8 protein-coding genes and 2 pseudogenes are annotated in these 12,974 nt (G+C 56.8%); 6 read left to right on the forward strand and 4 right to left on the reverse strand.

The genetic code is table 11. The features are described from left to right. Window positions 1-272: 272 nt before the first annotated feature. A pseudogene (locus tag ACR6AS_RS16800) lies at window positions 273-539 on the forward strand (methyl-accepting chemotaxis protein); the annotation flags it as partial. 22 nt (window positions 540-561) lie between these two features. On the opposite strand, the pseudogene ACR6AS_RS16805 reads toward ACR6AS_RS16800, so the two are convergent. Then, a pseudogene (locus tag ACR6AS_RS16805) lies at window positions 562-933 on the reverse strand (methyltransferase domain-containing protein); the annotation flags it as partial. A 343-nt stretch (window positions 934-1,276) separates the two neighbouring features. On the opposite strand from ACR6AS_RS16805, the gene ACR6AS_RS16810 reads away from it, so the two are divergent. Next, window positions 1,277-1,417: a hypothetical protein gene (locus tag ACR6AS_RS16810; protein WP_293772175.1), complete on the forward strand. Its 141-nt coding sequence runs from the start codon at window positions 1,277-1,279 to the stop codon at window positions 1,415-1,417. A gap of 200 nt (window positions 1,418-1,617) precedes the next feature. Further along, on the forward strand, window positions 1,618-2,304 hold the full coding sequence (locus tag ACR6AS_RS16815; protein WP_293772172.1) for a ZIP family metal transporter: 687 nt from the start codon (window positions 1,618-1,620) through the stop codon (window positions 2,302-2,304). Between the two features lie 226 nt (window positions 2,305-2,530). Here ACR6AS_RS16815 and ACR6AS_RS16820 read toward each other — a convergent pair whose 3' ends face one another. Beyond that, window positions 2,531-3,556, reverse strand: a complete 1,026-nt coding sequence (locus ACR6AS_RS16820) for a zinc-dependent alcohol dehydrogenase family protein (RefSeq protein WP_293772169.1) — start codon at window positions 3,554-3,556, stop codon at window positions 2,531-2,533. 102 nt (window positions 3,557-3,658) lie between these two features. Here ACR6AS_RS16820 and ACR6AS_RS16825 point away from each other — a divergent pair, with 102 nt between their 5' ends. Continuing rightward, entirely contained in the window at window positions 3,659-4,579 is a 921-nt protein-coding gene (locus ACR6AS_RS16825) for a LysR family transcriptional regulator (RefSeq protein ID WP_434163156.1), read from the forward strand. A 98-nt stretch (window positions 4,580-4,677) separates the two neighbouring features. On the opposite strand, the gene ACR6AS_RS16830 is transcribed toward ACR6AS_RS16825, so the two are convergent. Continuing rightward, the gene (locus tag ACR6AS_RS16830; protein WP_434163159.1) at window positions 4,678-5,580 is read right to left on the reverse strand and encodes a pyridoxal-phosphate dependent enzyme; all 903 of its coding nucleotides are present in this window, start codon (window positions 5,578-5,580) and stop codon (window positions 4,678-4,680) included. A gap of 245 nt (window positions 5,581-5,825) precedes the next feature. On the opposite strand from ACR6AS_RS16830, the gene ACR6AS_RS16835 reads away from it, so the two are divergent. Together ACR6AS_RS16835 and ACR6AS_RS16840 are read left to right on the forward strand one after the other, a co-directional pair. Continuing rightward, a complete protein-coding gene (locus ACR6AS_RS16835) occupies window positions 5,826-6,536 on the forward strand; it encodes a biotin--[acetyl-CoA-carboxylase] ligase (RefSeq protein WP_434163161.1) in 711 nt (236 codons plus the stop codon). A 780-nt stretch (window positions 6,537-7,316) separates the two neighbouring features. Continuing rightward, the gene (locus ACR6AS_RS16840) at window positions 7,317-10,544 is read left to right on the forward strand and encodes an autotransporter domain-containing protein (protein ID WP_293772160.1); all 3,228 of its coding nucleotides are present in this window, start codon (window positions 7,317-7,319) and stop codon (window positions 10,542-10,544) included. Window positions 10,545-10,785: 241 nt separating this feature from the next. Here ACR6AS_RS16840 and ACR6AS_RS16845 read toward each other — a convergent pair. Beyond that, the coding region (locus ACR6AS_RS16845; RefSeq protein WP_434163164.1) for an Ig-like domain-containing protein at window positions 10,786-12,974 on the reverse strand (2,189 nt) is incomplete at its 5' end.

Consider the following 12,974-nt stretch of genomic DNA (forward strand, 5'->3'; position numbering starts at 1 on the left):
CGATTTCCTTATTGAGGCATTCCCTTCAATGCACACTTATGAAGGGTGTTCACAGACACCATCATCTTAGCCCTGTTACTGACAGTAATGATAATTAATATTCTGGCTGCGTCGAAAATAAGTCTTAATTATCAGTAATTTTATCATAGCAACACTCACCGCCGGGGCGACAGAAAGCATTGGTCTTCATGTCGTGAATACCGTTATTGAAATGCAGGGCCTGGCAATACAGGAGAGGCGAAGTAATTCATCTTAACGGCTTCAGAAGCAGGATCGCTCAGGGCAACAGTGAACTGTCGTCGCGGACAGAACCGCAGGCCGCCGCGCTGCAGGAGACGACAACCAGCATGGAACAGTTAACCGCCACCGTGAAGAGAAACACCGCCGGAGCAGAGCAGACCGCTCAGTCCGCCCGAGGAACCGCACAGCTCGCCCTTTAGGGCGGGGCGGACGTTCAGTTGATGTCTGCGACCATGCAGGAGATTTCCGTGAGCGCCACCAGGGTTCGTGACATCACGTCTGTCATTGAAAGCATCGCAGACCGGCAGAGGCCGCATCAGGCTATTGCTTCACTGAACAGACTATTGTGGCGTGATCCCACCCTTTATTTTCATTCACCGTCAGCGCCTCCACACTGAAATGCGCGCGCTCAATTTCATCCGTTAAATCCGTGAGTGGCATCAGCGTTCGCCAGGGCCGCCCCTCTTTCAGTAGATGATGCCTGTGGGGATCATATGTGCTCCAGTCCTCAGAGTAACGGGGAGTTCCACACATAGAACCGATCACAAACCGTCCACCGGGCCTGAGCAATCTTTTTACCTCCGCATAAAAGCGTCTGCGCGCGTCATCTATCAGGCAATGTAAACAGCTGCCATCAATAATCAATTCAAACATAGCGTCTGTGCAGGGGTGAATGTCGCAAACATCATCCACAACAGGCCGCTGCACCCTCTGCCCGAATTTGCCTGTAATATCTTTCATAAGGATTCATTTCAGCGATACCTTAAGCTCTGCACGCTGGCATCCACGGTAAAAAATATTTATCTGTCAGTGAAGCGATACAGCCATTCCTCACAGTTGATAGTAAACCTTCAATCTCTGCGGCAGGATGCCGCGGACGTTGTACTTCTTTGCATTCATTGGCCGCAGAGCGTTTTGAAAAGCCGTTGCCGCTGAAAGAAGGTGCTATTCGGGAAAGAGTAAATAAAATCCTGACTATCACAATCAGAAGAGAACAGCTATAAAGGAGAGGACATTATTCATACAAGGAAAGGTTATGAGTATCAGCAGAGTGTTACTGGTCCTGGTTTTTGCCGCCTGCCTGGCAATGTTAGTGAAAGCGGGGTCCGTTCATTTCACCGACTATCTTGATGGTAAAATTGATAATCAGATAACCAAATGGGCTGATGGTAAGTAACGCTTAAAGCAATCTGAACGAAGAGGTTGCACTCGTGCGGCCTTTTTTATTGATCACGCGTGGATAATTCCGCACCATGCTCCCCCCTGAACGCTCTCCTCTGCTGACTGATGTGAGGGTTCGAGTCTCTCTTCTGCTTTCACCGTCCGGGATCAGACTTTACCGGTGACGGGTGACGCTTTATTAAAAAGGACCCCCTGATGTTTCTGACTCTTCTCTATACCCTTTTTCCGGTCACGGCTGCGATAGCGGGTGCGGGTGTCGCCCTGTTCCGCCAGCCGGGTGAAAAGGTGATGAGCCTGATCCACCATTTCACGGCGGGTGTAATATTTTGCGCAGCCGCGACAGAAGTGCTGCCCGGCCTTAAACAACATTCGATGATGGCCGTTGTCGCGGGGGGTGTTACCGGTGTGGTACTGATGATGCTGATCCAGCACTTTGGCGAAAAAGCGGCCAGCCAGAAAGGGATGCTGATTGCTATTGGTCTGGATATTTTTATCGATGGTCTGGTGCTGGGGATCAGCTTCGCGTCGGGGGTGAAAACCGGCATCATGCTGACACTGGCGCTGACGCTTGAGATCCTGTTCCTTGGTTTGTCGGTGGTGGAAGAGTTGCGTGCCCTGCTCGGCAGCGCATTTAAGGTTCTTCTGGCGGTAACCGGTATTGCCCTGCTGCTGCCTGCTGGCGCAATGGCGGGCGCACCCGTCGCCGATCTGGGTGAATTCTGGCTGACCTACTTTCTTTCATTCGGTCTGGTGGCGCTGCTCTACCTGGTAACCGAAGAGCTGCTGGTCGAGGCGCACAAAGGCGATCGGGACACTCCGCTGGGGACAGCGATGTTTTTTGCAGGCTTTATGATACTGATGCTGATTGAAGAAGGGCTCTGATCGGCGGCCGTGGTGTTGCAGGTAATCATTCACGATAACTCCCGATTCCGGTTCACTGCCGCTGAATCAATCGTCCCCCGTCCGGCATTAAAACAGCGTCCCTGAGGACGCTTTCGATTTCTCAGCAAACCTTTACCGGGTGAAGCCCTCCGGTTACTGCTACAGACTGTATGACTTCCAGGTTTCGCCATCTTTATTCCGCTTCGGCTGCGATTTACCCGGGAGCTTAGCTGAGCTCGATGACGATTTTCCCGAAGGGTCCGCGTTCAAGCGCCGCCAGCGCCTCCGGCAGTGCCCCGAAAGAGAAGGTGGAATCGATAACCGGTTTCAGTCCGATCTGATCCACGGCGCGGGTCAGATCGTCCAGCGCACGACGATGTCCTACACCGATACCCTGAATAACAGGGGATTTGAGCAGCAGTAATCCGCCGGGCGCGGCGGTATCCTGCGTATCCATCATCCCAATCAGGGAGATGCGGCCCTGTGAGGCGACCGCGCGCACAGCGTTTGCAAAGTTACGACCGCCCACGGTTTCAACGACGTGATCGATGCCGCGATCGTCTGTCAGGCGGTGAATGGCCTCGACCCACTCCTCTTTATGGCGGTTTATCGCATGATCGGCCCCGAGTGCCAGCGCCGCAGCCAGCTTCTCATCACTGGATGAGGTCACGAAGACTTCTGCCCCCAGGGATTTGGCAATCTGCAACGCGAATAGCGACACGCCACCGGTGCCCTGCACCAGCACGGTTTCTCCCGGACGCAGGCCGCCACGTTCAACCAGCGCAAACCAGGCCGTCAGACCGGCACAGACCAGCGTGCTGGCCTCGGCATCGGTCAGCGTGAGCGGGGCCCTGACCAGCCAGTTTTCATGCATCACCACATATTCGGCCAGCACACCCTGAATCCCATAACCCAGTGTGTTGTAGTGGGGTGCTCTGGCGTTATTGTGCAGCCTGCCGTCGATCCAGTCGGCATTAAACGAGGAGATGACGCGATCGCCGGTATGGAAACGGGTCGTGCCGGGTCCAACAGCCTCGACCACGCCTGCCATATCGGAACCTGGCGTCAGGGGCATCACCATGCCTTCCCCCATCCTGCCCTCAATAATGGCGTTATCACGGTAGTTGAGCGCGACGGCGTTCACCCGCACCAGCACCTCATGGGGACCGGGCTGCGGAATATCGGTGTCGATCAGTGTCAGGGCAGAACGGCCAGGCTGGTTTAACGTCCAGCGTTTCATGGTGCGATTCACAGGAATTTCTCCGGGCTGATAACAGAAACCGCATCCTAACACTGCCATTAAGGCGACAGTGGCGATACTATTTCCCCAAATTGATTCCTGAATGGCGACAATATGAAAAGCGAGATGAACACTCTTCCGATCTTTGTGGCTGCGGCGGAGTCGGCGAGTTTTTCACAGGCGGCCCTGAAACTTCACGTCACCCGCTCTGCGGTGGCTAAAACCATTGCCAGACTCGAGGAGCGGCTGGGCGTCACGCTCTTTAACCGCACCACCCGCAGCCAGAGCCTGACGGATGAGGGCACACTTTTTTATGAGGCCTGCCGCCGGGCGCTGGCTGAAATCAGCAGCGCGGAGGAGATCCTGGAGGAGGGAAAACTGCGGGTCAGCGGGAAACTCAGCGTCTCTGTGCCGGTGCTGTTCGGCCACCTCTGTATTTCGCCCCTGCTCTATGCACTGGCGAAAGAGCATTCCGGCCTGGAACTGGAACTCTCATTCAGCGATCGCCCGGTCGATTTAATTGAAGAGGGATTTGATCTGGCCGTCCGCATCGGCACGCTCTCTGACAGCAGTCGCCTGGTTGCCCGTAAACTCGCCTCGCATAGCATGGTGCTCTGCGCGTCTCCCGACTATCTCCAGCGGGCCGGAGAGCCGGCATCACCGGATGCGCTGAGGGATCATGACGCGGTTGCCTATATCCGTTCTGGACAAATGCTCCGGTGGCGCTTCATAAACGAGAGCGGCGGGATCGTTGAGATGCTTCCGCCCGCCCGCTTCAGAATGGATGATATGCAGGCGGTCAGGGATATCACGCTGGCGGGCGGCGGGATTGCCTGGCTGCCTTACTGGCTGGTGCGGGATAACCTCATCAGCGGCGATCTGACACAGCTCCTGAAAGCGTGGCGGTCGGAAAATCAGAATGTCTATGCGGTCTGGCCTCATACGCCACATCTCTCGCTGAAGGTCCGGCTGGCCGTGGACAGGCTGGTCAGCGCGTTACCGGCCATGATGTCTGCGGCAGAAAGCCCGATCTGATCCCATGTGCGGGCATCGCGTTCAGTCAGCGGCGGCATGTCAGAAACGCACCTGCCACCGTCCGGCCAGTTCATCCGCTGAACAGAGGCGTTGGCTGTTCAGCCGGTGATGCCTGCCAGCGTCACAGAGGCACCCCCGCAGACAATGACCAGAACGTTATCTTCAGGATTAAACGTCACTTTGCGATCGTACAGCAGTGACAGCGACACGCCGCAGGCGGGCTCTGTCAGCACGCGGTGATCATCGAGAAAGCGACGGCAGGCCCTGAGCGCCTCGTCATCTGAGACGACTCTGCTTCTGACATCCAGCCGGGTAGCCACGTTGAACACATTTTCGCACACCTGGCTGGCGGCCAGGGTGGTGGCGATACCGCTGACCTTATCCAGCCTGACAAGCTGACCGGCCTTCAGAGAGGCGTTCAGCGAGGCCGTGCCTTCGGTTTCCACCGCGTAGACAGGAATATGGCTTAACTGGTGATTTTTCAGCCCTTTCGCGATGCCGGATAACAGGCTGCCACCGCCCACAGAGAGGATCACCGTATCCGGTCTGACGCCTTCGCTTATTACCTCATCCACCAGAGAACTGATCCCTTCCCATAAAAGGGGGTGGTCAAAAGGGTGCACATAGACCTGCTCTTCTGTCGCCAGCGACAGGGCGTAATCGTTGGCTTCACTCCAGATTTTTCCATGAACGATTAGCCTGGCGCCTTCCTGCTCAATCAGCTCTCTGGCTCTGGCGGAGGTGGTTTCCGGTACCACCACGGTGACGGGTAATCCCAGCCTGCGGCCACTGTGCGCCACGGCGATGCCTGCGTTACCGCCGGAGGAGCTGATAAAACCTTTCGCGCCCGTCTCTGCATAGTGACGGCATACATGCCCTGCGCTTCTGAGCTTAAACGAGCCGGTCGGCTGCGACGATTCCATCTTGAGCCAGACGTGGCTGCCGCAATGCTGACTTAAAGGCAGTGAATGGATCAGAGGGGTTCGGATAGCGATGTCCATGAATTTTGTCCTTATGTTTTCACCCGTGACTGCGGGTTCAGGCGTAACAGAGCATTCCTGATCGATGGGGAAAGCACAAGAGGCATTAACGTTATCGGCTCCCTGTGCCCTTATCCTTGCAGCATGCGCGTTAAGCTGCGCGCCTGACATCACCCCATGAACGTTGCCCGCCTGTAAACCAGACTCGAAAAACAGAGTTTACATAAGGTATGATTGCGCACTCTTTATCTTTCTATCTGTGTGTTATGCAACTTATTAAACTCAAGAGTGTTGACAGTACTAACACTGAAGCCAGACGTCGTGTCCACTCAACAGGCAGGATGAACTTTGCCGTTTCGGCTGAAATGCAGACGGCTGGCCGGGGGCGCTTTAACCGTGTGTGGCAGACACCAGAAGGCAATATTGCTGTAACGCTGGTGGTTCCCCGACCGGAACAGCGTCAGGATATCGCCTCTTTGTCGCTGGTGGCGGGCCTGGCTATCCACGATGCGCTGAGTCTTTACATCAGCGATGCCGATATCCGCATTAAATGGCCCAACGATATTCTGGTGAATGGAGCCAAAATAAGCGGAACGCTGATTGAAGCCGACAGTAAGGCGCTTTACATCGGTATCGGGATCAATCGCGTTGCCGCGCCTGCAGATGTCCCCTATGCCACCGCCACCCTTGAGCAGTTCAGCAAAAACAGTGCCGACCAGATTCTGGAGATGCTTATTGCCCGCTGGCAGGACTACTTTGAAATCTGGTCAGAAATGGGTTTTGCTGCACTGAAAAATGCCTATGAAACCCGCATGTATGGTCTGAATGCGCAGGTCACGATTTCGCTGGATGCAGAAAAATCGCTGAAGCATACCGGCCAATGTCGCGGTATTGATGAGAACGGCAATATATTGCTTGAGAGCGGGGATAATGCTGTTCAGGCGTATAATTATGGCGACATACTGATTCTGGATTAATTCTCGCTGATTTCCGCTTCTGGCTCCCTGCCCCGGTCAGGGCATCGGGCCAGAGCATTCGGAAAATAAATGACCTTATTACGAACAGGCACGTACCTGCCTGGACTAAGCGTGCTGCTTCTCAATTGTCATTACGTAACAATCAATTCTCAGATTTACTCAAAGCAGAAGTGCCTCACTATTTTCTGCGGCCTTTTTTTGCCCCTGCCTGAACCAGACCAGGCGCTCTCCTGTCTATTTTTACTCTATAAACAGACGCATTATCTGTTGACCACGTTCTCAGCCGCTTTCCTGAATCCCATTTAATGACGCATTCCTTTTTTTTCTCTTGCTCTGACGGGCAGGCGCACATCCTTCCCTGATCCATCTGTTCCTGCTGCGGATGCGTGCATTAACTATTTGAGTTTTGCGACTTCATGCCGATGTTAAAACCACAAGCATAGGATTCAGCAACCGTCGCTGTAGCAGTTCACGCTGGCTGTCAGGCACGCCATTGCATGATGATTTTCAGATTAACTTTCCTGACTGACTTTGGGGTAATTGATGGCGCAGACTTTGTCTTTTAAACGTTTAGCTGCAAACGTGCTTTGCATATTGCTGTTGTTATGTTCAGCAAATCGGGCACTCGCGCTTTCAAATGGTTGTGCAGTCCTTAACAGCTTATCGGGCTCCTCTTCGCTTTCCTACAGCGGCAACAGATATCCGGCCACAGACTTCGCCCCCGGCGATACTCTGACGCTCAGCTTCACCGATAGCGGCACAGGTGTGGGGCTTCCCCCGATGAATACTGACAGTGTGAGCCTGGCCCGTAATGACCTGAGTAATGCCCAGACTTACAATGCGACAAACTCGACGAGTAACAGCGCGCATAATGTTTCAATTACCGTTCCTTCGGGCAGCCTGGAAGTTTATGGTCTTGCGGTTCGTGCCACAACGTCACATGGACAGATAAGCAATCTGGTGTTTACCTGCACCAGCGCCATTACCGCATCCAGTGACGCAACCCTTGCCGGGCTGTCGCTTTCGTCAGGCTCGCTGTCGCCTTCGTTCAGCTCCCTGACCAGCAATTACAGTGCGTCGGTCACAGACAGTGTGACATCCATCTCCGTCACGCCCGTAGTGAGTGAAAATCATGCTACCGTCAGCGTCAATGGTCAGATCGTCGCTTCAGGCTCCGCCACGCCGGGCATTGGCCTGACGACAGGCAACAACACTATTTCTGTGGTGGTTACTGCACAGGATGGATCGACCCGCGCCTACAGCATCACGGTAAACCGCGCAGAGGCACCGCCCGTCTCGGCTGACAGCAGCAGCACTGTCGCGTCCGGCAGTGTGAATAACCTTATACCGCTGGCCCTGACTGGCGGCACACCTGCTGCCGTTACCCTCGTCACGCCACCTTCGCATGGTACCGCCACCCTCTCGGCGTCGACGGTCACTTATACGCCTGTCGCCGGCTTTTCCGGCAGCGACAGTTTCACATGGCATGCCTCAAACAGTGGCGGGACATCCTCCGATGCCACAGTCTCGCTGACTATCAGCGCCCCTGTTCTCACGGTGTCCCCTGCTGCGGGTGCGCTTCAGGCAGCGACGGCTGGCACCGCCTGGTCGCAGACATTGGCTGCATCCGGTGGCACCGCACCCTATACCTGGACCAGCACCGCGCTTCCGCCGGGTATCACATTAAATTCCGCATCAGGAACCCTGTCAGGAACGCCCTCTGTGGCAGGCCACTATAACTTTCGGATCGCTGCCAGGGATACGCTGGGTGCTACGGGCAGCACTGATTATCTGTTGATCGTCAATAGTGCACCACCGGTAGCCAGCGACAGTGCAGCCACTGTCGCTGCAAACAGTAATAACAACCCTGTCACGCTCAGTTTGTCCGGCACAGTCACCTCCGTGACTCTCGTGGACATGCCGGTTCACGGCACAGCAGTCGTCAGCGGCACAGTCATTACCTATAGCCCCGCTGCGGGTTATGTCGGTAACGACAGCTTCACCTACACTGCCGCAAACAGCAGCGGTTCCTCGCCTCGCGCCCATGTTTCACTCAGTGTCTCGCCGATCCTTTTAACTCTGTCGCCAGCGAGTGGCGCTCTGCCACCGGCAACTGCAGGAAAAAACTGGAGCCAGACGCTCAGCGTCAAGGGTGGTAATGGCCCTTACTCTTTTAGTGCCGCCAGCCTGCCCGCCGGGATAACGCTTAATGCGTCGACCGGCGTTCTGTCAGGTTCACCTGCCGCTGCAGGAACCTATACCTTCCAGATTTCAGCCGTGGACAGTTCCGGATCCAGCGGCACAGCAAGCTACACGCTGGCTGTAAATGCCGCGATGCAACCCCTCCTGCTAATGCAACCCGGACGCGGCGCACTGCCTCCGGGTGTTGCAGGAAAAATGTATGCTCAGACTTTCAATGTAAACGGGGGCGTGGCGCCTTATCAGTGGCAGCTTAACGGGCCGCTACCTGCCGGACTGACGTTTGCTGACAGCCAGCTTAGCGGTACGCCGCAGAGCAGCGGTAATAGCGCCTTCACTATTCAGGTTACTGATGCGACCGGGAATACGCTGCAAACGGCATACACCCTTGAGATTGGTGCTGCTTCTGCCGTTGCGACGGATCACAGTGCCACGCTCAACGCGGGTCAGTCCGTTGCGATCTCACTTACCAGCGGCGCTACCGGAGGGCCGTTCACAGGCGCACAGCTTCTTGACCAGCCGGAACGCAGTACAGGCACTGCCTCTGTGCGCGCTACCGGCGCAGACTACGAGCTGCTATTCACCGCAGCGGCTCAGGCCAGTGGAAGCGTCGTTCTCAGGTATACGCTGAGCGGCCCCAGCGGAGCGACCGAGCCTGCCCGGATCCTGCTGACGATTACGGAACGTCCCAATCCGGCCCGGGATGCCGACGTTATAGGTATGGTCAGTGCGCAGTATCGCGCGGCACAAAGTTTTGCTCGTGCGCAACTGCATAACTTCAGTGACCGGCTTGAGCAGCTACACAGCGGCGCAGATTTGCCCTCTGATATGAGTGGCATTCGCTTCACGATGCCCTCATCGCGACCAGAGCAGGATGCCGATCAGAAAATGTGGGCCACGGCCTGGCAACATCAGCGTCCGCTCACAGACAGCCGTGCAGAACCCTACCCGTCGTTGCCTTTCACTCCGTCGCAGCAGGCTGACCGTTTCTCTTTCTGGACAGGCGGCTACATTGACTTTGGCAGCGATAAGGACAATGGCATACGTTTCAGTCACACAACGGCGGGCATCTCCACCGGGGGCGATTACCGGATTACGCCCGCGTTAACCGCTGGCATGGGAATGGGCTTCGGACGCGACGTCAGCGACATTGGCGATAACCGTTCAGAATCCAGCGGGCGGGCATTCAGCACTGCGCTCTATGGCAGTTATCATCCCGGCACTTTTTTTGTCGATGGGCTGCTTGGACAGGGGCAGATGAGCTTTGACAGCCGGCGTCATGTTAAAGAAAACGCGGCAGAGGCGCGAGGCAGTCGCTCAGGACGCCAGATATTCAGCGCGCTGACATCCGGTTATGAGTTTCGCTCAACGGATACACTGATTTCACCCTATGCCCGTCTGCAGTATTTCCGGACCAGACTGGATGGCTACAGTGAAACCCGCGCAGGTGCCTTCAGCCTGGCCTATGCCCCGCAGACCTTCTCGCAGGTCATCACGGGCGGAGGCCTGCGCGGAGAACGCGCGGTTCCTGCCCCATGGGGGGTCATGCGCCTGCAGGGTCGGCTGGAGTATGCACAGATGCTGAATCACACGGGTGAGGCCAGGGTAGGCTATGCCGACACGGGCAATGATACCTGGCAGGTGCCGCTTACAGAGCAGAGCCGCCAGAGTATGACGATAGGGACCGCCATTGATTTTCTGTTGCCTCACAATATCACCCCGGGTCTCGCTTATCAGGCTACGCTGGGTCTTGACGCCGCGCGTTCACAGGATCAGATGCTCATGTTTCGTCTGAATATCGGCTTCTGAAGACTAAACGACCCATGCTGAAGGATAAGGGCGGCCCGTTTTCCTCTGCCTGAATCCCGCCTGGGCAGTTAAGGCGGTGGTGATCGAATAGTTCACCTGCCATTTCCCGCGAGATCAAGCTGACAGCCTGATTTACATCAGGCTGAATAACGGGATGAAGGGTTGTCTGCCTGAAATGGCAGTCAGAACGTAGTAGAAAGTGCAAACAGGCCGGGGCGAAAATCCGCCCCGGCAGTCAGGATCAGGCCAGATGTTGAAGCTGATTATGCTGGTTCAGGATATCAGCCAGTGAACCCTGATGGCCGACAGAACCGCTGGGGTAGAGATCGGCCGGTTGACCATCCAGAGCACGCGGTGCCGCATCGTGCCAGACGCCGCCTTCAGTATCACTCAGCGTGACCACGTTGCCATCCGCGCTTTTTACCGAGAGTGCCTCGTGGGTCGGCTCCGGCAGATCGGTCTGCGCTGGCGTGACACTGTAACTGCTGAAAGCGGCCAGATCGATCGCCTCGTGGTTTTCTGCCTTCAGTCCGAGCTGGGCAAAGTCCAGCGTATCGTGCGTATCATTCAAGGGTAGCGTGTCGTGGCCTGCCACGTTGTCCGGCCGGGTGAGCAGATTCGTCAAGGAAAACGTAAAGTCGTCACTGTTTTCTGACCCGAAGACGCTGACGGCCTCAGTTGCAGGATTCGGTGCCTCAACATGAGCGATGCCTGCGCTGCTGCTATCCTGAATAGCGGTCGTCTCCTGGCCCTCCTGGGCTACCGCAGCAAGAGTCACCTGCGAGTCCCCCCTTTCCGCCGCCGCGCTGTGCGAAACGGGGTTAACATCTCCATCAGCTCCGCCAGCGATCAGCCTTTCTCCGCTTTGCGTGGACGTTTCCGCCTCAGTGCTTTCAGGCTGATGGGTCCGGGTCTCCTGACGTGTGACCAGAGTCTGGCTTTGATGCTCCCCGGCGTTCACCGTAAAGAGAGCATCGGTTTCAGTCGTTCCCGCCAGTGGCTGATCGTGGCTGGCCTCCGCATGAATCGGGGGACTGTCGCTGAGATGTTTAGCCGCCGCTTTCGGCGCACAAGCTTCCACCTGGAAATGGGTCGTCATCACTGCCTGGTGGCCTGCTGCATCCGTCGCGGTGACGACGATATCGTGCTGGCCTTTGCCAAAACCGGTTTTCATCATCACCGGCGTCAGGGAGAGGCTCCAGTGACCGTCGTCGCTGACGGTTGCAGCGTGATGCTTCCCGCCAATACTGACCGTGACCGTCTGACCGCTGCCGCTGGTGCCCGTGGTGCCGGTCAGCGTCTCAACCTCTTTTTTCTCCGCGCGACTCAGCAGGCCATCGCCAAAGGGCGTATCCATGGCAAGGACTGGCTCGCTGCCGCTGTCCGTGACTGGCGTGGTCAGGTCGGCCGTGACGTAACCAGCCTTTTCAAACCAGTTTCCGGCGCCGTCCAGCACGCCGAACATCAGGTTATTCCCTCCCTCAGACAGTTCGGCGGCGCTGATTTCCGCCCGCCAGCTGCCGTCTGCCTGAATGACTGCCGTGTTCCAGTGGAAAGTATCGTCAACCTGCACCGAGAAACTTTTCAGCGGCAGCGGCGCTTCCATCGTGCCGCTGAGAACGTACCACGTCTCACCATCATGCTGCACGGCATCCGCCAGCGTCACCGGGTTGACGGTCACCTTCGGGATGCTGCTGTTGTAGTGGGTGATCAGCAGCAGGTCGTGGCTCAGGCTGGTACTGTTGCCGTTTGCGTCCGCTGCGCTGACCGTGATGCTGTAGTTGCCATCCTTTATCGTCTTCAGCTCGCTGTCCGATATCTGGACCTGCCACTGGTCCTGCCAGGTGCTGCCCTGCCAGACCCGGCCATCCAGCGTCAGCTCAATGGTTGTGCCGGAGGGAAGATGGGCCGCGGTGCCGGTAAAGGTGATGCCGTAGATCCCCTCTTTATAGCTGACGGCGTTGTCACCGGTGACAGGATCCAGCGTCAGCGTCGGTAACGCGTCAGAGGCGTAGATTTCCACTCCCGACGAGGCGTAACCGCTGTTGCCCGCCGCGTCGGTGACGGTAGCCGTGGCACGGTAACTCCCTTCCCCCATCGCCTGCAGCGTTTCCGGCGGAACCGTGAACTGCCACTGCCCGCCCTGTCCGATGACGTCACTCCAGCGGAGATCGCCAAAGGTGACCTCAATGGTGCTGCCCGCTTCGCCGCTGCCCGCGATCACCAGCGGCTGACTGATCTCGCTGCGGTCGATCAGCCCGTCGCCCGACAGCGTCGTGATCGTGACAGCCGGATCCAGGGTGTCGGTGATAAACGTCGCCTCAGCGACGCCGGTCTGGCCCCAGAGGTCGGTGGCGGTCAGGGTCAGGCTATGGCTGCCCTCGTTCAGCTCCGCCTCTGCCAGCTGGTCGCGCGTCAGCGACACCTGCC

The organism is Pantoea phosphatilytica (genome assembly GCF_051025615.1).
Taxonomy (GTDB): domain Bacteria; phylum Pseudomonadota; class Gammaproteobacteria; order Enterobacterales; family Enterobacteriaceae; genus Pantoea.

Excerpts from the sequence above, each read along its gene's own strand:
- ACR6AS_RS16835 (WP_434163161.1), top strand. The coding sequence starts at position 5,826 with ATGCAACTTATTAAACTCAAGAGTGTTGACAGTACTAACACTGAAGCC.
- ACR6AS_RS16825 (WP_434163156.1), top strand. The coding sequence starts at position 3,659 with ATGAAAAGCGAGATGAACACTCTTCCGATCTTTGTGGCTGCGGCGGAG.
- ACR6AS_RS16830 (WP_434163159.1), bottom strand. The coding sequence starts at position 5,580 with ATGGACATCGCTATCCGAACCCCTCTGATCCATTCACTGCCTTTAAGT.
- ACR6AS_RS16815 (WP_293772172.1), top strand. The coding sequence starts at position 1,618 with ATGTTTCTGACTCTTCTCTATACCCTTTTTCCGGTCACGGCTGCGATA.
- ACR6AS_RS16810 (WP_293772175.1), top strand. The coding sequence starts at position 1,277 with ATGAGTATCAGCAGAGTGTTACTGGTCCTGGTTTTTGCCGCCTGCCTG.
- ACR6AS_RS16840 (WP_293772160.1), top strand. The coding sequence starts at position 7,317 with ATGAATACTGACAGTGTGAGCCTGGCCCGTAATGACCTGAGTAATGCC.